This window comes from Herminiimonas sp. GW821-FHT09C12 (assembly GCF_059416385.1).
This window is the reverse complement of the sequence record NZ_JBWKPC010000001.1, coordinates 750428-772280: the sequence shown is the minus strand read 5'-3', so window position 1 is coordinate 772280 and position 21853 is coordinate 750428. Positions and strand designations below refer to the sequence as shown.

The 21853-nt window shown below is 52.8% G+C and carries 22 protein-coding genes; 12 read left to right on the top strand and 10 right to left on the bottom strand.

Translation table 11 applies throughout. From position 1 onward, the window contains the following. Positions 1-47 precede the first annotated feature (47 nt). From AC07N2_RS03650 to AC07N2_RS03620, 7 genes are read left to right on the top strand one after another with little or no spacing between them, the layout of a single operon-like run. The gene (locus AC07N2_RS03650; protein WP_494777057.1) at positions 48-767 is read left to right on the top strand and encodes a CerR family C-terminal domain-containing protein; all 720 of its coding nucleotides are present in this window, start codon (positions 48-50) and stop codon (positions 765-767) included. An 8-nt stretch (positions 768-775) separates the two neighbouring features. Beyond that, the gene (locus tag AC07N2_RS03645; RefSeq protein WP_494777056.1) at positions 776-2227 is read left to right on the top strand and encodes an efflux transporter outer membrane subunit; all 1452 of its coding nucleotides are present in this window, start codon (positions 776-778) and stop codon (positions 2225-2227) included. Positions 2228-2259: 32 nt separating this feature from the next. Beyond that, positions 2260-3447 carry an efflux RND transporter periplasmic adaptor subunit gene (locus AC07N2_RS03640; protein WP_494777054.1) on the top strand — a complete coding sequence of 396 codons (1188 nt, stop codon included), beginning with the start codon at positions 2260-2262 and terminating at the stop codon, positions 3445-3447. An 8-nt stretch (positions 3448-3455) separates the two neighbouring features. Beyond that, positions 3456-6566 (top strand): efflux RND transporter permease subunit, encoded by a 3111-nt coding sequence (locus AC07N2_RS03635; RefSeq protein ID WP_494777053.1) that lies wholly within the window; start codon positions 3456-3458, stop codon positions 6564-6566. A gap of 40 nt (positions 6567-6606) precedes the next feature. Then, positions 6607-6963: a glutaredoxin gene (locus AC07N2_RS03630; protein WP_494777052.1), complete on the top strand. Its 357-nt coding sequence runs from the start codon at positions 6607-6609 to the stop codon at positions 6961-6963. Between the two features lie 10 nt (positions 6964-6973). Further along, entirely contained in the window at positions 6974-7726 is a 753-nt protein-coding gene (locus tag AC07N2_RS03625; protein ID WP_494777051.1) for a PIG-L deacetylase family protein, read from the top strand. 33 nt (positions 7727-7759) lie between these two features. After that, on the top strand, positions 7760-7996 hold the full coding sequence (locus AC07N2_RS03620; RefSeq protein ID WP_494777050.1) for a hypothetical protein: 237 nt from the start codon (positions 7760-7762) through the stop codon (positions 7994-7996). Positions 7997-8032: 36 nt separating this feature from the next. Here the strand turns inward: AC07N2_RS03620 and AC07N2_RS03615 are convergent, their stop codons facing one another. After that, on the bottom strand, positions 8033-8536 hold the full coding sequence (locus AC07N2_RS03615; RefSeq protein ID WP_494777049.1) for a hypothetical protein: 504 nt from the start codon (positions 8534-8536) through the stop codon (positions 8033-8035). A 177-nt stretch (positions 8537-8713) separates the two neighbouring features. Here AC07N2_RS03615 and AC07N2_RS03610 point away from each other — a divergent pair, with 177 nt between their 5' ends. After that, the gene (locus tag AC07N2_RS03610) at positions 8714-9814 is read left to right on the top strand and encodes an acyltransferase family protein (RefSeq protein WP_494777048.1); all 1101 of its coding nucleotides are present in this window, start codon (positions 8714-8716) and stop codon (positions 9812-9814) included. Between the two features lie 4 nt (positions 9815-9818). On the opposite strand, the gene AC07N2_RS03605 is transcribed toward AC07N2_RS03610, so the two are convergent. The 5 genes from AC07N2_RS03605 to AC07N2_RS03585 all read right to left on the bottom strand — a co-directional run bounded on the left by AC07N2_RS03605 (position 9819) and on the right by AC07N2_RS03585 (position 14172). Next, complete coding sequence (locus tag AC07N2_RS03605; RefSeq protein ID WP_494777047.1) at positions 9819-11522, bottom strand: phosphoethanolamine transferase; 1704 nt, start codon at positions 11520-11522, stop codon at positions 9819-9821. Between the two features lie 123 nt (positions 11523-11645). After that, a complete protein-coding gene (locus AC07N2_RS03600; protein ID WP_494777046.1) occupies positions 11646-12917 on the bottom strand; it encodes a sensor histidine kinase in 1272 nt (423 codons plus the stop codon). Next, positions 12904-13587 carry a response regulator transcription factor gene (locus tag AC07N2_RS03595; RefSeq protein WP_494777045.1) on the bottom strand — a complete coding sequence of 228 codons (684 nt, stop codon included), beginning with the start codon at positions 13585-13587 and terminating at the stop codon, positions 12904-12906. Before AC07N2_RS03595 ends, AC07N2_RS03600 begins: the two co-directional genes overlap by 14 nt. Positions 13588-13676: 89 nt before the next feature. Then, positions 13677-13880 carry a DUF1653 domain-containing protein gene (locus tag AC07N2_RS03590; protein WP_494777044.1) on the bottom strand — a complete coding sequence of 68 codons (204 nt, stop codon included), beginning with the start codon at positions 13878-13880 and terminating at the stop codon, positions 13677-13679. A gap of 13 nt (positions 13881-13893) precedes the next feature. Beyond that, a complete protein-coding gene (locus tag AC07N2_RS03585; protein WP_494777043.1) occupies positions 13894-14172 on the bottom strand; it encodes a hypothetical protein in 279 nt (92 codons plus the stop codon). A 191-nt stretch (positions 14173-14363) separates the two neighbouring features. On the opposite strand from AC07N2_RS03585, the gene AC07N2_RS03580 reads away from it, so the two are divergent. The 3 genes from AC07N2_RS03580 to AC07N2_RS03570 all read left to right on the top strand — a co-directional run bounded on the left by AC07N2_RS03580 (position 14364) and on the right by AC07N2_RS03570 (position 17211). Then, positions 14364-15122: a response regulator gene (locus tag AC07N2_RS03580; protein ID WP_494777042.1), complete on the top strand. Its 759-nt coding sequence runs from the start codon at positions 14364-14366 to the stop codon at positions 15120-15122. Beyond that, positions 15119-16186 (top strand): ATP-binding protein, encoded by a 1068-nt coding sequence (locus AC07N2_RS03575; RefSeq protein WP_494777041.1) that lies wholly within the window; start codon positions 15119-15121, stop codon positions 16184-16186. Before AC07N2_RS03580 ends, AC07N2_RS03575 begins: the two co-directional genes overlap by 4 nt. A 131-nt stretch (positions 16187-16317) precedes the next feature. Then, a complete protein-coding gene (locus AC07N2_RS03570) occupies positions 16318-17211 on the top strand; it encodes an EF-hand domain-containing protein (RefSeq protein ID WP_494777040.1) in 894 nt (297 codons plus the stop codon). A 10-nt stretch (positions 17212-17221) separates the two neighbouring features. Here the strand turns inward: AC07N2_RS03570 and AC07N2_RS03565 are convergent, their stop codons facing one another. After that, positions 17222-18322 carry a PQQ-dependent sugar dehydrogenase gene (locus tag AC07N2_RS03565; protein WP_494778104.1) on the bottom strand — a complete coding sequence of 367 codons (1101 nt, stop codon included), beginning with the start codon at positions 18320-18322 and terminating at the stop codon, positions 17222-17224. Positions 18323-18579: 257 nt separating this feature from the next. Beyond that, on the bottom strand, positions 18580-18834 hold the full coding sequence (locus AC07N2_RS03560) for a DUF6139 family protein (protein WP_076592702.1): 255 nt from the start codon (positions 18832-18834) through the stop codon (positions 18580-18582). Positions 18835-19173: 339 nt separating this feature from the next. Between AC07N2_RS03560 and AC07N2_RS03555 the strand changes: the two genes are divergently transcribed. Continuing rightward, positions 19174-19383, top strand: coding sequence for a hypothetical protein (locus AC07N2_RS03555; protein ID WP_076592701.1), 210 nt, complete (start codon positions 19174-19176; stop codon positions 19381-19383). Here AC07N2_RS03555 and AC07N2_RS03550 read toward each other — a convergent pair. Both AC07N2_RS03550 and AC07N2_RS03545 read right to left on the bottom strand, forming a co-directional pair. After that, positions 19348-20160 carry a ParA family protein gene (locus tag AC07N2_RS03550; protein WP_494777039.1) on the bottom strand — a complete coding sequence of 271 codons (813 nt, stop codon included), beginning with the start codon at positions 20158-20160 and terminating at the stop codon, positions 19348-19350. The genes AC07N2_RS03555 and AC07N2_RS03550 overlap by 36 nt on opposite strands. A gap of 158 nt (positions 20161-20318) precedes the next feature. Then, positions 20319-21851: a PepSY domain-containing protein gene (locus AC07N2_RS03545; RefSeq protein ID WP_494777038.1), complete on the bottom strand. Its 1533-nt coding sequence runs from the start codon at positions 21849-21851 to the stop codon at positions 20319-20321. Between the last annotated feature and the right edge of the window lie 2 nt (positions 21852-21853).

Genomic DNA, 21853 nt, shown 5'->3' with positions numbered 1-21853 from the left:
CGATTTAATTAAATCAAACGTTTGATTTATGTGCTCTAATGCTGGTCATGACTACTACCAGCAATAAATTTTCCCCCAAGCCGCAGCATCCTGCCGATTCCACTAATGCGGATGGCGAGGCACGCAAGCAACGTTCCGATGGTGCCGAGGCGCGTGCGCGCTTATTGCAGATGGCCTTGCGTTTGTTCGCCGACAAAGGCTTCAGCAAAACCTCCACCCGTGAAATCGCGCAGGCGGCCGGCGTCAATATCGCATCGATTAAATATTATTTCGGCGACAAGGCGGGTTTGTATCGCGCCGTGTTTACCGAACCCATGGGCGGCCCGTGCGAATACACTCCCGTCAATCAAGACACACTTACTTTGCATGAATCGCTGGCAGGTTTCTTCACCAATTTTCTGGAGCCCTTGAAGCAAAGCGATCTGGTGCAACTATGCGTGCGTCTGCATTTCCGCGAAATGCTGGAACCGACTGGTTTGTGGGAGGAAGAGATAGGTAGCAATATCAAACCCGCCCACGCCGCATTAGTTGCGATTCTGATGCGTCATCTGAATGTGACAGAAGAAGATGATGCAATACATCGATTGGTATTTTCCATAGTCGGTCTGGCTGTGCATCTGATGATTGCGCATGAAGTCGTTGATACGATACGACCCAACCTGATCAATACACCGACAGCCATCGATCAATGGGCCGAGCAACTGACTGCTTACGCAGAAGCGATGGTCGCAGTTGAGACAACACGCCGCCGCTCTCTCATTCAATAGAAAAAATCATGAAACGAATTCAGCTACTCGCGTATGCGAGCCTGCCGTTTTGGCTCGCCGGTTGCGCTTTGACTGCGCCGCCGGAAACAGTCTCGGTGCAACCGCCTAACAAATGGTTCGCGCCTTTGCCGACTACACCAACCGTCGATAAGAACGTGGAAAACTTGCCGCATGGCGGCACGTTAACCGACTTGTCCAAATGGTGGGAACAGCAGAACGATCCTGTACTTGTGGAGCTGATCCAGTCGGCGGAGACAGTCAGCCCGACGGTGGCAACTGCGGTCTCGCGCATAGAGCAATCGCGTGCGACCAGTGTGTCAGCCGGTGCGGCACTGGGACCGAAACTGGATGTAACGGCGAGTTCGCAGCGTAGCAATATGCAAGCACCGCTTCCTTTAGGAACGACCACGCAAGCAGCTTTGCAGCCTTCATGGGAAATCGATGTGTTCGGTGCCAATCGTGCAACCAGCCGTGCAGCGCAAGCGCGCTTGCAAGGTGCGCAAGCGAACTGGCATGACGCGCGTGTCTCGGTCGCAGCAGAAGTGGCGAATCGTTATTACAGCCTGCGTACCTGCAACAAGCTGGAGATCGTGACGCGTGCAGATGCAGATTCGCGTGCTGAAACTGCTCGCCTGTCGGAGTTGAGCGCGAAGGCAGGTTTCCAGGCACCAGCAACAGCCGCATTGGCACGCGCCAGCGCAGCAGAAGGCAATGGTCGTGCGACGCAGCAGAGTGCTTTGTGTGATCTGGACGTCAAGGCCTTGGTATATCTGACGGCCATGGATGAGCCAACTTTGCGCAGCAAGATGGCAGACAGCAGTGCGCCACCAATATCGGCGACCTTGTTGAATATAGATAGCTTGCCGGCACAAACCCTGTCGCAACGCCCGGACATCTTTATCGCCGAACGTGAAGTGGCAGCAGCCAGTGCAGAAGTCGGCAGCGCGCAGGCGCAACGTTATCCACGCCTTAGTTTGAGCGGTTCGATAGGCGCGGGCAGTTTCCGTTCCGCTGGTACGACTACCAATATGAATACATGGTCGGTCGGTCCTTTGTCGCTGTCCCTGCCTATCTTTGATGGCGGTACTCGTGTGGCAAATATCGATGCAGCAAAAGCACGCTACGAAGAAGCCGTCGTCAATTACCGCGCCAGCGTGCGACAAGCCGTGCGTGAAGTCGAAGAAGCGCTGGTGAATCTGCAAAGCACTGCATCGCGCAGCGAAGATGCACGCGTTGCAGTCGAAGGTTATCGCGCATCGTTCAACGGCACGCAAAGCCTGTACCAAAACGGTTTGGCCAGTCTGATTGATCTGGAAGATTTGCGTCGCACTCGCTTGGCAGCTGAATTGAATGCGGCTTCGCTGGAACGCGAGCGCATGTCCGCCTGGATTGCTCTATACCGCGCTGCTGGCGGCGGCTGGGTCAATCCGCAAAGTACAGCTGCAACAACAACTAAATAAAACCATCCTGAATCTGAATGACGGACGCAATCATGAAACGTTTCAACAAAAAAACCATCGTTACCGCTGTGGTCGCCGTGCTTGCACTGGCCGCGATTGTGATCGCAATGAGCAGTGGCAAATCCGAAGCAGCCAAGAAAAAAGATGACACCGGTCCCAAACCGGCATTGGCTGTGACGACTGCGCAACCATCGCAGGCGCATTTGCCGATCTACTTGACCGCCAACGGCACCGTAACCGCATGGCAGGAAGCCGTCATAGGAAGCGAATCGAATGGTTTGCAATTGATGGAAGTGCGCGTCAATGTAGGTGACGTCGTCAAGCGCGGCCAAGTATTGGCGACCTTCTCGGTTGCTTCAGTGAAGGCTGATGTGGCACAGGCACGCGCCAGTTTGATGGAAGCGGAAGCCAATGCTGCCGATGCGAAAAATAATGCAGAGCGCGCACGTACGTTGGAGACAACCGGCGCTTTAAGTACACAGCAGATCAATCAATACCTGACCACGGAACAAACCGCCAAGGCGAAAGCGGAAGCAGCGAAAGCCGCATTGGAAGTACGCATCGTGCGCTTGAATCAAACACAAGTGCTGGCACCGGATGATGGTGTGATTTCGGCGCGTAGCGCAACAGTAGGTGCGGTTGTGAGTGCAGGTACCGAACTGTTTCGCATGATCCGTCAGGGTCGTTTGGAATGGCGAGCTGAAGTGACTTCGGCCGAGTTGGGGCGTCTGGCAACGGGTACGCCGGCCTTGATTACGGCGGCCAACGGTACGCAAGTCAAGGGCAAGGTACGCATGATCGCACCTACGGTCGATGCGCAAAATCGTGCAGCGCTGGTGTATGTCGATCTCGCGCCGACAGCAGCGAAGATCGCACCGGTGCGTGCCGGTATGTTCGCTACCGGTCAATTTGATCTCGGTGTTTCCACCGCAGTGACAGTGCCGCAGCAGGCCATCGTGATTCGTGATGGCTTCAGTTATGTATTCCGCGTGAATGCAGATAGCCGCGTGACACAAACAAAAGTCCAACCCGGACGTCGCCTAGCTGACAGGATTGAAATCGTATCCGGTATTCCAGCGGATGCAGTGCTGGTGGCAAATGGTGCCGGCTTCCTTAACGATGGCGATCTGGTGAAAGTCGTACCAGCGACGCCGCCGGCAGCAGGTAGTGCATCGCAAGATGCGGTCACACCTGCGCGTGCGACTACAGCGACCAAATAGGAGCACGCGTGAATTTTTCTTCACTTTCCATCAAGAACCCGATTCCGGCCATCATGTTGTTTGCATTGCTGGCCTTGGGCGGCTTGCTCGCGTTCAAGTCGAACGCGGTGCAGGATTTTCCTGATATTGAATTGCCTATCGTCACAGTTTCTGCTTCCCTGCCCGGCGCTGCGCCGGCGCAGTTGGAAACCGAGGTGGCGCGCAAAATAGAGAACTCGGTCGCGACGCTGCAAGGCATCAAAAATATTTATACCAAGGTACTCGACGGTGCAGTCACCGTGACGGTGGAGTTTGTACTTGAAAAAAATATCTCGGATGCGGTCAATGACGTGCGTGATGCGGTTGCATTGATACGTGCCGACTTGCCGGCTGATTTGCGTGATCCATCGGTGACCAAAGTATCGACCGCCGGACGCGTGATTCTGACCTTTACCGCAGCTGCTGCGCCGGGCAGTCAGCTCGATGAACAGGAACTAAGCTGGTTCGTTGACAACACGGTTTCCAAACGTTTGCTCGCAGTACCGGGCGTCGGCTCGGTCAAGCGTGTCGGCGGCGTGACGCGTGAAGTAAGAGTCGAACTCGATCCAGCCAAGATGGCAGCCTTGAATGTTGCCGCTGTCGATGTGTCGCGTCGTTTGCGTTTGGTACAGCAGGAAGCACCAGGTGGTCGTGGTGATGTCAGTGGTGCCGAGCAAGCAGTGCGTACTATCGCGACTGTGAAGACTGCGGCTGAGTTGTCTAAGCTGGATATTCCGTTGGCCGATGGCCATCACATCCGACTCGATCAAGTTGCCAATGTGACCGATACCATTGCGGAACGACGTTCGTCGGCTTCGCAGGATGGTCGCACGGTCGTCGGTTTTGAAGTGTTCCGTACCAAAGGTGCGAGCGAGTTGGCAGTTGCCAATGGCACTAAGGCAGCAGTAGAGGAATTGCAGAAAACGAATAGCAATATCATCTTCAAAGAAGCAATTGATAACGCCGAGCCGGTCAAAGAAAACTTCGAAGGTTCGATGGAATTGCTGTACGAAGGAGCGATCCTTGCGGTGTTGGTGGTCTGGTGGTTCTTGCGTGATTGGCGCGCCACACTGGTCGCATCAGCAGCTTTGCCTTTATCGGTGATTCCAACCTTCCTCGGTTTGAGCTATTTCGGCTACACCTTGAATACGGTGACCTTGCTCTCGCTGGCTCTGGTAGTCGGGGTGCTGGTCGATGATGCGATTGTGGAGATTGAAAACATCTCACGCCATCTGAACATGGGCAAGACGCCGATGCAGGCAGCGATGGAAGCGGCTGATGAAATCGGTATGGCGGTGATTGCGACTACCTTCGCACTAGTTGCGGTGTTCCTGCCGACTGCATTCATGGCCGGTATTCCGGGTTTGTTCTTCAAGCAGTTCGGCTGGACCGCGGTGCTGGCGGTGTTGGCATCCTTGGTCGTCGCGCGTTTGCTCACGCCTATGATGGCGGCGTACATTCTGAAGCCGGTCAAGCATCATGTAGAAAAAGATAGCTGGATGATGCAGCGTTACTTGATCATCATGCGCTGGTGTTTGACGCATCGTCTGACGACGGCGATTGCTTCAGGCGTGTTCTTTATCGGCTCCATCTTGCTGGTACCTTTGCTGCCGACGGGCTTTGTACCGCCGGCAGATCGTGGCCAGACGCAAATCAATATCGAGTTGCCTCCGGGTAGTACGCTGGCAGAAACAACCGCCGTGGCAGAACGAGTGCGCCTTGCAGTGTCGCAGGATAAAAATATCAAGAGCGTTTTCAGCTCTATCGGTGGCGGTTCCAGCGGTGATGCATTTGCGCCGGGTGCTTCGGCTGAAGCACGTCGTGCGGTGCTGACCTTGACGACCACGCATCGTAATGACAGGCACGAATCGATGTCGGATATTGAAACCAGGATACGCGCGAATATTGCCGATATCCCCGGTGCACGTTTCAACGTTGGGCCACCGGATACCGGCGTCAAGATGCAGTTGGTATTGCGCAGTGAAGATCCATTGGCATTGTCGGAGGCAGCACAAAAAGTTGAACGTGAATTGCGCGGCCTGAAAGGTATAGGAAATGTCACTTCCAGCGCATCGCTGGTGCGTCCGGAAATCATCGTGCGTCCCGATACTGCGCGTGCGGCTGATCTCGGTGTGACAACCTCCAGCATGGGCGAAACCGTACGTGTTGCCACTGCCGGTGACTACGATATGAATTTGCCCAAGCTGAATTTGTCCGAACGTCAGGTGCCTATACGTATCAAGCTGCCAGACAATATGCGCGCCGATCTGGGTGCAATTGAACGTCTGACCGTGCCAGGTAAAAACGGTCCGGTGATGCTGGGCAATGTCGCGTCTGTGTATATGGATAGCGGTCCGGCACAGATCGATCGTTTGAATCGCAGCCGTAATGTGACGCTGGATGTAGAACTGGGTTCGCGTTCGCTGGGTGAATTGAATACCGAAGCACGTGCCCTGCCATCGATGCGCAATCTGCCACCGGCAGTGAAGATCGCTGAACTGGGTGATGCGCAAGAGATGCAGGCGCTGTTCAACAGCTTTGGCCTGGCGATGCTGATTGGTGTCTTGTGTATCTACTGTGTGCTGGTCTTGCTGTTCAAGGACTTCATGCAGCCGATCACGATTCTGGCTGCTTTGCCTTTGTCCATCGGTGGTGCTTTTGTGGCACTGCTGTTGACTGGTCGTGCCTTGTCGATGCCATCGATGATCGGTTTGATCATGTTGATGGGTATCGTAACGAAGAACTCAATCTTGCTGGTCGACTACGCAATCCTGGCACGCCAGCAAGGGATGAATCGCTATGATGCCTTGGTTGACGCCTGTCACAAACGTAGCCGTCCGATTATCATGACGACGATTGCGATGGGCGCCGGCATGTTGCCACTGGCACTCGGCTGGGGCGCTGATCCTAGTTTCCGTTCGCCGATGGCGATTACGGTAATCGGTGGCTTGATTACCTCGACCTTGCTGAGCTTGCTGGTGGTGCCTGCCGTGTTTACCTATATTGATGATCTGGAGCATTGGGTCAAGCGCATGATGCGCAAGGCACGCGGTATCAAGGAAGAACCACTCACGCCACCGCAAATAGCGTTGGAAAAATAATGGCAGATATTTTTTGCTGATCAAAAATTCAAGGAACATCATGACTCGCCCTGTTTTATCTTCTGACAAATTGTCGCCGGATGTCACTCGTTACATCGCAACTTATCATCAAAAAACTGTCAACGAAGTAGCCCATGCCATCGCATCTAATAAAGTTGTGGTGGTGGGCATGGGAATGAATCCCTTCGTTAAAAAAGCACGTGCTGCCTTGTCGGAAGCCGGTATCAATTTCGAGTATCTGGAATACGGTAATTACTTTTCAATGTGGAAGCCGCGCCTGGCAATCAAGATGTGGAGCGGCTGGCCTACATTTCCGCAAGTGTTCGTCGATGGCAAATTGATAGGTGGTTTCAAGGAAACAGTCGCGGCATTGAAGGCCGGCACCATAGTCAAGTGATCAAGGTTCGATGATGTTTTCATCATTACAGACATCGGCTAAGGGCGTGCCACTGAATCTGCATCAGTTGTCCTTGCCTGCGCCATTGACACTGGTGGTGCTGGCACCGCATCCGGATGACTTCGATGCGATCGCTGTTACCCTGCGTTACTTTCATCAACGTGGCGATACGATACATCTGGCGGTATTGACGACAGGTGCAAGCGGTGTGGAAGATGGTTTTGCCGATGCACATACGGATGATGAAAAAGCCGTACTGCGCGAAGCTGAACAAGTTGCAAGTTGTGCATACTTTGGCTTGCCGTCGGAACGTCTCAGCTTCCTGCGTTTGCCGCCGGATGAAAAAGGTAATCCGCGTCTGGATGCCGCGAATCAGGAAATCATTCGTGATTACTTGTCGCAACGTCAACCCGATCTGGTGTTTATGCCGCACGGGAACGACAGCAATGTGACGCATCAACGCACCTATGCCTTGTTTCGCGCAGTTGCTTTGGCTGAGAAATTGTCAGTGTGGGCGGTGCTGAATCAGGATGCAAAAACAGTCGCGATGCGCACCGATCTCTACACACCATTCGATGTTGACAGCGCCGCATGGAAAGCGGAATTACTGCGCTTGCATCGCTCGCAACATCAGCGTAATTTGAATACACGCGGACAAGGATTTGATGAACGCGTGCTGGCCGTCAATCGTAAAACAGGACATGAGCTTGACGCAGAATATGCCGAGGCTTTCGAGTTGGAACGATACGGTTTAGATGATTAATGCATAAAAAAGAATTGGTAAGAAGGAATTGAAATGGTTTGCGATCACAAGAAAGTGCTGGATTTAGAGAAGGCCGGAAACTGGGAAGAAGCGCACGCATTGGTACAAGTGCATTCGGATGAACTGTCCTGCCAGATACATGGCTATCTGCATCGGGTGGAAGGCGATCTCGGTAACGCGCGTTACTGGTATGGCCGAGGCAATAGTTCATTGCCAAAAAATACGCTGGAAGAAGAGTTCGCGCGTTTGTACGGCAAACTCGACCACTGATATTTTTCGATCAATATCTGGCGTGTTGCAACGATATCAACGCGGCTTGCCGTACTCGGCGTCGATCCAGTCGGCTGCGCTGCTACGTGTCAGTTTGAAGTTCGCTGCCACGCGCACTTCGGCTATCTGATCACCTGTTTCATCCTGTGCGGCCAATAAAGCGTAGGGATCATCTTCATCCGGCACGATGTCCAGCGTTACCGTAATGCTGCTTGTTGCGGTATTGACGGTCACGCTTTTGTGCAGATCAGCATGCAATTGCTGTTCGTGGCGTCGCAAGACTTCCGATGCGGTTTTGACCAGCGTATGGAAGGCGGGCGTGTCCAGCGGCTTGGGATTCTTCTTGTCGCGCCCCATGGTCCATGGCCCGACCAATGCCGGTTCGGATTCACCATCCTTGATCATGGCAACTGCCCAGCCTTCATCGTCTTCATTCTTGATAACGCGTGCGGTCCAGCCATTGTCGCGCCATAAACGCGGTTCGTGTATTGCGCTGTCCGGATCTGTTTCGATCGCGTCGTGTGCTTCCATGTTGTGCATTGAATATCGCTTTTATTGATTCCATCGGGTTGCGTATCATAGTTGGATTTCGCGATGGCCGCGCGCCCTCGCATCAAATCTGCAAAGAGCTCTTACTGCGTGTAGACTTGCGCCCTTGCGACGGTTCTCGTCAAATGCGCTGAACGCATCAAGATCAAATCCACGAATTAAATATCCATGTCCACTGCTTCAAGAATGCCTTGCGTCGATGCGCTCAAGGCCGTTGCCTGTTTGTTGATAGTCTTGCATCACCTCGCGTTTTACGGTCCGATGTCCGATATTGCTTATCCGCTCATGCCGACTGTGATTGATCTGTTTTACCAATATGGCCGGATGGCGGTGCAGGCTTTCTTTGTGATCGCAGGATTCTTGCTGGCTGCAAAATTTGCACCGGATGGCGCTACTTCTCTGACGCATCCGATCAGGGCAATTTATCAACGTTATCTGCGTCTGGTGATTCCTTATCTGGTGGCGCTGGTATTTGCGATTCTGTGCGCGGCGCTGGCACGCGAGTGGATGACCAGCGATTCGATCCCGGATGCGCCTAGTCTCGCGCAGTTGTTGCCGCACATTTTCTTGCTACAGGATTTGATGGATCAGGAAGCCTTGTCTGCTGGCGTCTGGTATGTGGCGATTGATTTGCAACTGTTTGCTGTTGCGGCCTTGTTGTTATGGCTGGGCGGAAAAGTTGAAGTGCATTATCCGAAATTGCGCATCATCGGTCCTTTGTTCATTGCGGTGCTGACTTTCGCGTCCCTGTTTGTCTTCAACCGGAATACAGGACTGGATGAAACCGCCTTGTACTTTTTCGGTTCATATGGTTTGGGTGCCTTGGCTTACTGGGCGTCGCGTCGTCCGCTGGGCATGATGTGGCTGGCAGCTTTGGGTCTGGTGGTGGTCGCGGCACTGCTGTTTGATTTCCGCGGACGCATACTGGTGGCAGGTTGTGTGATGCTGATACTGGGTGTCGCACGTCAGCTGGGAGTATTGGAGCGCTGGCAGATGCCTGGCTTCTTGACTTACCTTGGTCGCATCTCGTACTCAGTCTTCCTGATTCACTTCCCTTTGTGCATGATCGTGAATGCGGTGTTCTTCCATTTCTTCCCGCAACAGCCAATCGTAAACGTCATCGGCATGCTGATCGCTTTGTGCGTCAGCATTATCGGTGGAGCATTATTGTTCAAATGGGTGGAAGACAGACCGAGCAGCAAGCGCCGTTTGCTGGCGCCGACGGGTTTGTTGGTGAGCGGCATGCTAGTCGCCCACCAGATGAGTTAAGACTTTATGAGCGGCATTCTGCGCTGATATCCAGCGACTTATCGTAATACTTCGATTCGATTTGCAGCATGCCGAGGATGGAGTGGAACAGATTGTCCTGGCTGACTGGATTGGCGGCACGCTTTGCCAGGCAGTCTTTGTTCAGATGGAAGCTGTTGGCAAAACCTTGTGACAGCCACATCACCATCGGAATTTGCGTTTGCTCTTTAGGAGCGATCGAGTACGGCAAGCCGTGCAGATAAATGCCGTGTTCCCCCAGCGATTCACCATGATCCGACAGGTACAGCATCGCGGTATCGTAAGACGTTTGTGTCTTCAGATAAGCTATGGTTTTCGCCAGGAAGTGATCGGTGTACAGCACGCCATTGTCATACGCATTGACGATCTGTTCGCGTGAACATTTGCTCAGATCGGATGTGTCGCAAGTTGGCGTAAAGGTACGCATAGATGCCGGATAACGTCGGTAATAAGCCGGTCCGTGATTACCCAGTTGATGCATGACGATGAACAGATTGCCGTTCTTCGCTTTATGTATTTCGCCATCCATGTTTTCCAGCATGATCTCATCGAGACAGCGTTCGCCGTCACACAAGGCGGGATTTTTGCTATTGCCTAGCTGCTGTTCTTCGAGGCCATCGCATACACCTTTGCAACCAGCCTGGTTATCGCGCCATACCGTTTTGACGCCGACATGATCGATGATGTGCAACAGCGATTCGTGATTGCGTATCTTTGCTTCGTCGTAGTTACGTCGGCCATAGATAGAGAACATGCACGGGACTGATACTTCGGTATTGGTGCCACATGAAGTTGCATGCGGGAAGTTCATCACATCCAGTTTGCTCAACTCAGGTGTGGTTTGGTGTTCGTAACCATTCAAGCCCCAGTTCGCGGCGCGCGTCGTTTCGCCCACTACCAATATAAAGAGCATGGGTTTGGTACGTTGACCCCAAGGTGCAGCCAGCTTGGCATCTTCACTGATTTTGACGCGTGGTGTGTTGGCGTGTGCCGTATCGGCGACGACTACGCGCACCAGCGAGTAAAGATAATTGCTGGGTGTGATCAGGTAACGCACTTCCTTCTGATTGCGCATCAGAGAAGAGAAATCCTGATAGACCAACATGGTAGAGCCAACCGTAACGGCGAGTGCGCCAATGATATACAGCAGACGAGTTGGAATCGCGCGATACCAGGATGTTGTTTTCAAACGCAGACGCCATAGCAGCAGTATCGGCAGCACGGCGAACACGAACATATGTACACAGAAGCTCAGCGAGAATAGTTCACTGGCTTCCTTGACGTCGGTACGCAGAATATTTCTCACCATGTCCGAATCGAAGAACACGGTGTACTTGTTCATGTAATACGTGGCGGCTGCCGTGACGAGAAGCAGCACGGTAAGTACTGGTTTGGCAGTCCAGCGATTCAGCAGGAAGAGCAGCGCTGTAGATTGCAATGCCGTGATCGCAACGAAGATTGCGCCGGCAAAAAGCCAGGAGTCGAATTGCGCCCAATTGCGTCCAGTCACTGCCGCTGAAAAGAACAAATAATTGGATGTCAGCGAAAAGAACAGGCTGGCCAATATGGCGAGTCGTTCGGTACTGATGGCGGGAAGACGATCTAAGAAACGGAGAAAGTGGCCGTTGCCACGTGCTTCAAGTACTGCGCCGGTGCTTCCGGTTGCTTGCGATGGTTTCAAGACAGACACCGACCTCAGATTGGACAATCTAATACGCTAGCGTCTGTGGCGTTAAGGCCGCGTTAATGTTGACGAAATGCTTCTTATTATGAGATCAATGGCAATCATGCGGCTGGCTAGATCGCTGTTCTATCAGAGAGGAAAGTTCCGATTCTCGATATAAGCGTTGGGTGGGAAGGCCAGAATAAAACGGCTGCCACCGCCTGCTGGACTTTCATATTGAATCTGCCAACCTAGATGATCCGCTACTCGTTTAACAATTGCCAGGCCGAGGCCGGAGCCAACGTGATGGTTCTCGCTGCCACGTACGAAACGCTCGAACAGGCGGGTGCGTACATTGTCTGGAATGCCAGGCCCATTATCTTCAATTGTTAATTGTTGCGTCGTTAGCTGCACCTTGACGGTGCCTTCTTCCGTGTACTGACAGGCGTTGCGCAGCAGATTGCCGATGGCGATCCCGACCAGCTCCGCACGTGCATATACCCAAACATCACTAGATGCACCGAATTCAATTTGCACCTGCTTGCCGAGCAAGAGTTGACGGCAGCGCTCGATTTCGCGCTCAATTAAATGCGTAAGTGAGAGTTGTGAGCCGCCCAGGGTATTCGGTGATTGCGACAACATAAGCAAGGCACTGACGCGTTCCGATGCCTCGGCCGCCACGCGACGTATGCGTTCGGCCACGGCCAATTGATCTGGCGATTGCGCCAACTGTACTTTTAATAATTCTGATGCGCCCAGAATGATAGTTAGTGGCGTGCGCAACTCATGGCTGACATCGCCGGTAAACAATTTTTCATCGGCGAGAAATTGTTGTAACTGATCAGTACGTTTGGTGAAAGCGCGTGCCAGCATGCCGACTTCATTTTGCGTATTGAGCGATGGCAGTGTGGACGGCATGTCGTTATGCTCTACCGAAGTTGCCAATGCGGTCAGCGGTGCGATGACATGTTTGGCAAATGTACGACCGAGGCCGACTGCGAGCAGGAGGCTGGTAATAAAGCCGGCCGCGATGGCAAAGAAAATCAGTAATTCGGTACGCTCGAAATCACTGGTGTCATCGGCAATGACAAAGTGTTGATCGTTGGCCATGCGCACGACGACGTGCATTTCTGTACCTTCGTTTTCAATCTCATGAATGCCGGGAGGCAGTTTGCGCAGGGTATCTGGAATGTCTGCATCGACGTAAAAACTGATGTCAGGTGGTAATTCCAGCGTACGGTGATTGATGTATTGGCCGATCAGATTGGTTGCCAGCTTATCGAGATTATTATCGATCAGCTTGGACTCCATCAACTCGACCGCGGTATAGGCAGCCAGCGAAAAGAAGCTGCACAGTACAAATGCCAGCAGGACAAAAGCGCCGGCAATACGGTTCTTCAGTGATTGACTAGGTTTCATCATGGTCGATCAGGCGATAACCGCTGCCTGGTAATGTACGCAACATGGGTTTCACAAAAGGTCTATCCATCGCATGGCGCAAGGCATGAATGTGCGTGCGCAGCGCGTCGCTATCGGGTGGATCGTCACCCCAGATTTCACGCAACAATTCTTCGCGCGTGATCAGCGCTGGTGCTTTACGCATCAGCGATTCCAGCAATTTGTAGCCGGTTGGCGTCAACGCGAGTTTGTGGCCAGCGCGTTTGGCTTCGCAACGACTGAGGTCGAAACGTAATTCGCCGAACTCCAGAATATGTTCGACATTCTCATTGCGGGCGCGACGTACCAGCGCTTTCAATCTGGCTTCCAGTTCAACGAGTGAAAAAGGCTTGACCAGATAATCGTCGGCACCGACCTCAAAGCCGGTCAACTTGTCCGTGACGGTATCGCGTGCGGTCAGTATCAGAATGGGGGTGGCGAGGCGATGCTCTTTGCGCAGTTGGCGGCAGACTTCGATACCGTCTATGCCCGGTAATTCTAGATCCAGCACAATCACATCGTAGTGTGCGCTGGTGGCACGCGTGACGCCAGCCGAGCCGCTCAGGGCGACATCCAGCGTGTAGCCTAGCGGCTCCAGGAATCCGTACAGATTGGCGACGATATCCGGATTATCTTCGATGATCAGTGCGTACACGTTTTCTTCTCTTCGGTCAGCTGGTTGAAAATCGGATTGCGTATGCGGTGATTGTAACGCGCAGCGCATGCAATCACGCATGCGCTGTTTCAGCTAGCAGATTCTTCTATAGGCACAAAGCGTTGTACGGTTTGCCCCTGATGCTCAAACTTTTCAAAGAACACGCTTTCCGGCCGTGTCCAGAATGAACCGTCCGCGGCGGTATACACAATCATCACGATGCTGGGATCGGATTCAAGCTTGGCGGCGCAAACAAAATTGTAGATGCCGCCTTTGTAGTGTCTGAATTGCATGATGACCTCTTGCTTACATTCTGACGATCCAGCTCGCCACGACCAGTACCACACCGATATTGATAGGAATATTGATACCTGGTTGTGTGCGACCGTAGGCCTTCATGGCGTTGGATACAGCAAAGCCGCCCCACACCAGCAGATTGCCGCCGCCGCGCAGCCAGTCGACTTCATTCGCGCCGGTAACTAATTGATATGCACCCATCACGGCAAAGTAGCTGCAGAGCACGGTGAGTGTCAGCCGAACCTTCTTTTGCGCCAACAGTTCGTCGAGCGATTTTCCTGAAAACATAGAGACTCCATTTGTAGAGCCGCTATTGTAAGGGAGTAAGGCGACCGAGACAGTTTTAATCCAGTGTTGCATCTGCACTCATTTGCGACGATATCGGCGCAAGCAAACTGGCAAGCCGCATGGCCTTGTGAGATTATCTGCTCAATTGATGCGCGGCAAGATGTCGGCATAACGGAAGATGGAACGCAATAATGAGTGATGTAAAAAGCGACATAAAGAGTGATGCAAAGACGGAGTCAACGAGTGTCCTGATCGTCGATGACGATGAAGAAATTCGTCATTTGCTGGCAAACTATCTGGCCGACTTTTCCATCCGGGCGCATGGCGTTGCGGATGGTGAGGCGATGCGCGAGGCGATGGCGACGACGCATTTTGATGCCATCATTCTGGATCTGATGTTGCCGGGCGAGGATGGTTTGTCACTCTGTCGGCAGTTACGTACGACGACTGATATTCCCATCATCATCCTGACGGCGCGCGGTGAATCGACTGATCGTGTGGTCGGATTGGAGCTGGGCGCTGACGATTATGTGATGAAGCCTTTTGACCCGCGTGAACTGGTTGCGCGCATACACACGATTCTGCGTCGTACCAAGGATGGCAAAAAGCGTGGACAAATTGCAGATGAAAATGCCGAGTTATGGCATTTTGAAGGTTGGACGATCAATCGTCTGGCACGTCAGCTTGTCACGCCGCAGCGCATGGTCGTGCCTTTATCCAATGCAGAATTCCGTCTGTTGTCTGTCTTTATCGAACGGCCCTACCGCGTCTTGAGTCGCGATCAATTGATGGATGCAGCGCGTGGTCAGAACGCGACGGCATTCGACCGCAGTATTGATTTGCTCGTTTCGCGCCTGCGTCAAAAGCTGGAAGAAGATCCGAAAGACCCTAAATTCCTCAAGACGATACGAGGTGAAGGCTATATGTTCGATGCCAAGGTCGTGCGATGAAGTTGATTCCAAACACCATTTTCGCGCGTCTGTTTGCGTTGGTGGTGATGGCACTGGTGGTCAGCCACGTCATGACATTCGTCTTGCTTTTCCAATTCTTTGATCGCGATTTTCCACCACGGCCACCGCATATGCGGGCGCAGGCCGGACAAATGGCAGAACCGGATGCATTTATGCGTCGCCCTCCACCTCCCATGTGGGAAATCGGCGGTTACACCTTCCGACCGCTGCCGCCGGGTTTGTGGATAGGCTTGATTGTCCAGTTCATTACGCTGACGGCGACAGCCTGGTTTGGTGCGCGCTTCCTGGCGCGACCCATGCAGCAAGTCGCGCATGCATCGGCACAGCTGGCGAAAAATCTATACAGCGTACCGATGAAAGAACAGGGGCCGGATGAAGCGCGCCAGACGGCACGTGTGTTCAATGACATGCAACACAAGGTGCGTGGGCAAATTGAAGAGCGCGAACGTTTTGTCGCCGCCGTGTCGCATGATTTGCGTACGCCACTTACGCGCATGAAGTTGCGCATCGAGAATCTGTCCGAGAATTACGCCAAACAAAAGCTGCGCGATGACATCGGCGAGATGGCCGATATGCTGGATGCGACGCTGGATTATTTGCGTGAACGTGTATCGACTGAGCCTTTGCAATTGCTCGATGTACAGTCGCTGATTGAAGTGATCGCCGAAGATGCCGGTGACAAGGTCAGCATGTCGGGTACGGCAGAGCCTTTGTTCACTCGACCGATAGCCTTGCGTCGCTGTCTCAGCAATTTGGTGGAAAACGCTTTGCGCTACGGACAGGAAGCGGTAATCACGCTGCGTGATACGCAAGATACGCTGGTGATAGAAGTACAAGATCGCGGTCCCGGGATTCCGCCGGACAAGATGGCAGCAGTATTCGAACCTTTCGTGCGGCTTGATCCTTCTCGCAACAAGGCCTATGGCGGCGTGGGTTTGGGACTTTCCATCGCACGTGAAGCCGCAATCCAGTGTGATGGTCGCCTCACCTTGCGCAATGCGCCGGAAGGCGGCTTGATTGCCAGCATCGCCATCACACGCTAGCTGTTGCAAATTTGCCGAATGTATCAATCTCGATACAAAGTACACATGCCGTGGATACATTGCACTGACATCCTGAGATCGCCTGCATAGAGATAGGGTCTCTGCCGGCGTCAATCAATGGGAGAAAAAACATGGCAATCGGCGGAGTGAGCAGCAGTACATCATGGACCGTACAGCGTCCGGACGCGACCAAGATAGCGAACGATTTGTTCGCCAAGGTCGATACCAAGAATCAGGGTTATATCGACAAGGCTGCATTACAGTCCGCGCTGGAGCAAGTTTCGGCAGACGGCAGCTCAACTTCTACCGATGTCGATCAATTCCTCAGCAAGATAGACACGGACAGCGACGGCAAGATCACCAAGCAGGAACTGACGGATGGCGTCAAGCAATTGGCGGATCAGCTGGATGCGCAATTCGATAGCTCGCGCGTTGCACGCGCTGGCGCTGGTGAGCCGCCACCAGCACCGCCATCGATAGATGATATTTTCTCCAGTCTGGATACCAAGAATCAAGGCTATCTTGACAAGGAATCGCTGCAAGCGGCTTTCGATAAAAACTCGACCGATACCGAAGCCAATACGGCTAAAGTGGAAGAAATCTTCAAAGCGCTGGATACCGATGGCGACAACAAAATCACCAAGGAAGAACTGGCCGCCGGTATCGATCAATTGGGTGGGCCAGAAGGCGCGGCAAGTGCAAGTGCCGCCAGCGGCAGCGGCGCAACTGAACAAGCGGCGGGTGCACGACCAGCCGGCGGAGGTGGCGGTGGTTCAGCAGAAAGCAGCACCACGAAAACCTACGAAGCAGCCGACACCAATCAGGACGGCACCGTCAGTTTGCAGGAATTGGTTGCTTATCAATTGAGTGAAGCTTCTAAAACTGCCAGCAGCGAAACTGACAAGAAAACCAGCATGGATGCTGTGATGAAAATTATGACGCAACTGGCACAGACCTACGGCAAGTTCGATCAGGATATTGCCAACTCAACCAGCAGCGTCAACGTCATCTCCGAAACGGCCTAACCGTTGCCATTTATCGCGCGGGCACCAAACGCAGCAATTGCCCGCGCGCTTCATCCGTCAGTATATAGAGCAAGCCATCCGGTCCTACACGTACATCGCGTACGCGTTGTTCCAGATCCGGCAGCAGGCGTTCTTCCTGCACGACTTTGCCATCCTTGATTTCCAGCCGTGCCAGATAGCGGAACTTGAGCGAGCCTACAAACAGATTGCCTTGCCACGCTTTACCGTATTTGTCGCTCTGCAGAAAAGCCATACCGGATGGCGCTATCGATGGCGTCCATTGGTAGAGCGGTTGCTCCATGCCTGCTTGGGCTGTCAGCCCTGCGCCGATTTTGCCGCCGCCGTAATTTTCACCGTAAGTGATGACGGGCCAGCCGTAGTTCTTGCCAGCTTGCGGGCGATTGATTTCGTCACCGCCTTGTGGGCCGTGTTCATGCATCCATAATTTGCCATCTGGTCCCAGCGTCGCGCCTTGTGAGTTGCGATGGCCTATGCTCCAGATTTCTGGTAGTGCGCCGGCTGTGCCGACGTATGGATTATCCGGCGGCACTGAACCATCCTTGCGGATGCGTATGACTTTGCCGTGATGATTGTCCAGCGTTTGTGCATCTTGCATACGGCTGAAGCGATCGCCTAGCGTGAGGAATAAAGTGCCATCGCTGTTCTCGACGATGCGACAACCGAAGTGGGCGCGGCTGGCGAATTTGGGTTGCTGGCTGAAGAGGACTTTGACTTGCTCCAATTTCTTTAAATCATTCGACAGTCGTGCTGATGCAAGCGCGGTGGAGTTGCCGCTACCACCGGTGCGGCTATTCGCCTCTTCGCTGTAGCAAAAATAAATGGTGCGATTATCGGCAAAGCGGCTGTCTGTAATGACATCGAGCAAGCCGCCCTGACCACCGACTTCTATCTTCGGCAAACCAGATAATGGTGCCGAGAGTGGCGCGCCTGCTTGCACGATGCGCATATTTCCGGAGCGTTCGGTCACGAGCATGCGATTGTTGTCGATGAAGGCAACAGCCCACGGATGATCCAGACCTTGCGCGATGACTTCGGTACGTATCTTGTTTGTTGATTGTGCAAACGCGCTGAGCGATGTCATGTACATCATCGTTCCCAGTATGCAGATGACTTGCGACCAGGGTGCGCGTGTTGCAGAACGGTGCAGCGAGGATGATGGTGTGTGCATGCTGGCCTGTAGATATAAAAACCGCCCGGCGGGTGCCGAGCGGATTAATTGAATTGCTGCAGATGTGGTGTACAGCGTAGTGCACATAGTGCAAACACCATCGTATGGTGCTATCCGGCGCGAGTGGATGCGGGGCGCGTTGTGGGCTGTGACATCTGCTGCGGTTTTAATTAGATATTTTATGAAGGGCGAGGTGGTTTACTCGGCAGTGCTTTGACGCTGGTGATGGCATATCCCTTTGCATTGATTTGTCCGAATGGATTATCAATCGCAAAGTCTGCCAGATGCGTGGCATTGTCTGCGAGATCGACGCTGCGATCTGTCGGTTCCCAATCGGTGTTGACGACTTCTTCTGGAAGTAATCGGCCTTCCGGCACTGCGAGGTATGAAAAGTGGCCTGCGTGTTCTGCTCTCCGGTAAATATCTATGCGCATGACAAGTCCTTGGAAAAATGAGTGGGGGTCTTGTGCGACCTTACATAGCGACAAAGGTTGCGTCATCAGCATAGCTGATCTTTTTAAAACAGGATGGCGTGATATTTGCTATGGATTGCTGCTTAGTAAGGTTTTTTTGATAACTGGGATGGCAGTTGGCTAAAAGTTAGAGTTTTGCGCGTAGATAGTCGCTTTTTTGCACAAAATAGGGACATTTCTGTTGCTGTAGGTTACGTTTCGGCAACCAAATGCTTGACTGCGTGTTAATCTGCCAATTCGTTGCGCCAGATTGGTGACATACGCGAACTGCTCCATTTGTGCGAAGTGTAGGAGGTGGTCATGTTGAAATACGATTTTTCAGTGAAGACGCGCGAAGGCCAAAAGCTTGAAAGCATAGTCATCGGCGGTATGGATCGTGGTGATGCAGAACGCAAGCTGCGACAAATGTATCGACATTGCGAAGTTCTGCGTTGCGATATCAAAGGCGCTGTTCAGCGACCGGGCATTGCGCAATCAGTTGACGATATCTTGACGCTCATCTCGCGTTGAGTCTGGCTGCTGGATAAAGCCGTCGGCTAGTAGTTCATCGAGCAAGGTTTCGTAATCCTGTGCACCACGGCTGTTTGGTGCGTGCTCAAAAATGGTTTTGTTGTGCGCAGGACTCTCAGCGAGGCTGACGTTCTCTGCAATGCGCGTGCGACAGACATCGGCACCGAACTTCTCTTCCAGCACTTTCAATACTTCCCAGGCCATGCCGCGTCGTCCGTCGAAGCGCGTTAACAAATAACGCCGATTGACGCGACGCTTCAAGACCGGCTCCAGCGCGCGTAGCGTTTTCTCAATTTGCATCGCGCCTTTTGCCGACAGATGATCGGCAGATACCGGCACGATCAGACTATCGCAGGCAAAGATGGCATTGAGCGACAGCACGCCTATCAGTGGACAGCAATCGATCAGTACCGGTGTATTTGCATCGTGGAATTTTTCTGCGCGCAATGTGGCGTTGAGCATATTGACGATGTTGTAGCCTTTGCCGAACAGCGTATCGACTTTGGATAATTCCATGTGCGCGGGAATCAGGCCGAGGCCGCTGGTGGCGGACGTTTGCACTAATTCTTGCAGTGGGCGATTACGTTGAAACAGACTGAGAATGGTGTCGTCGCCGGAGTTTGCCGTGATGCCGGCAATGGCGCTCAAGTGTGCTTGTGGATCGAGATCAATACCGTAGGGACGACAACCGCGCCGCGCCAACGCAGCAGCCAGATTCAATGCAGTGGTGGTTTTACCCACACCGCCCTTCTGGTTGAATACCGTGACTATCGTCATAAGCTTTCCGCCTCTGTTACTGCGATGCATATTTATATGCAGTTTCAGAATAGTAACATTCGCTTATTTCTAATCATCAAGTATCGCTACACAATTCTATTCAATAGATATCGTGACTGTGGAGTGCGCGGTTTACTTAGGTGTATTTAAGTCGAGTTTTAAACTGCTCTGAGTTTTTTCCCTAATCTGCGCCATCCAATAATTACACCGGTAATGCTGAGTGTCGCGCCTCCCACACTCAATATGATCAGCAGAATGTCCCATAGCGGACGTCGGCCCAGTAGTGGTAGCCAATCCCAGCTATGCAGCATCGCAAAGAGCCAGCGACTTGTGCGTTTATGGTTGTCGATTTTGCCCAAGACTAAGCCTGTATGCGGATCAATGTGTACCCAAGTAGCGTGCGGATCATCAAAAATCACACGGAGTATAGGTAAAGGTTTTTCGCTGCCACCTCCCATCGTGTGAGGTTCACGTGCGTAGTAATACAGATCGTATTGATTAAGTTGCTCAACACTTGCCACCGGTGCTGCCAATAGCTGTCGTGCACTGGCTAGCAATGCATCCTGATCAATTGTTCGCGCTGTTGCGCTGTGACTATCCAGTAGTGAAGGTGCGCCTACTGCGCCATAGGCTAGTACGGTGGATAGAGCAAGGTTATGCGTCCAGCGCAATTCACGAACAGGGTGATCAATAGCGGTTAGCAAGTTTTTCGGTGCTGCATCTTGCGCTGAAATCGTCAGCGGTCCGCCTTGCATCAATTCTGTGCGCAAGGGTTGCGCGCCACTGTCAAAGATACGCCAGGGATTCATGGACATCAGACCGCTGAAAATCCAAGTGATCGTGATCAGCGCAAAGAGCAAGCCTGCGATGTGATGCCACTTCATGATTCCATTTTGATAGGGCGAACGCGAGCCATTGCGATACGGCCTGGAAAATCGCCAACGCGTGATGCCGACAATCGTTCCGGTGATCGCGGCTACGATGCCGAGGATGGATAAGTAAATAACGATATCCGTCCAATAGGCGTTAAAAAAATTGCCGCGAAACGGATAGAGCCAGTGTATCCATGCGCCTGCATAGTTCCAGAGACGCTCGTTGCGGGTTGCATCTCTTACGACCTCTCCCGTTTTGCCCGAAACATAAACCAGCGTCGCATCCTGATCATTGATTTCTATTCGATACAGCGGTCTATGCGCATCAAGTGCGCGTGAGTGAGTAAATGCATCTTCATCCACGTTATCAAGGTAGCTGACGGTGGCGTCCTTGCCTGCATAAGCGGCAGCGCTGGCAAGTGCATGTTGAACATCTACATTGCGCAAGCGCTCGCCGCTTTGCGCATCGATGACTACCGTACTACTTACGTGAGCGGGCTTCTTGCTTCCTGGTGCATCCGGATTTTTGTTTTTGGGGACAACCAGATAAACCGGCTTACCCGCACTCGCATTAGCCAATCGCAATTCAGATAGGGGGCCCGTGATACCGGCAGCATCAAGTGCCTGCTTGGGAGAAAGCAAATTGAGCTGTGCATCAATAGGTGGCAAGTGTTGCAGACGTTCCCGTTCCGTGAGTTTGGGATAACCGACATACATCATCACTACGCCCGAGATAAACCACATCGCAAAGAAAACGCAAGCGACAATACCTAGCCACCTATGTACAAGAAACAAGTAACGTTTCAAGCGGATCCGCATCA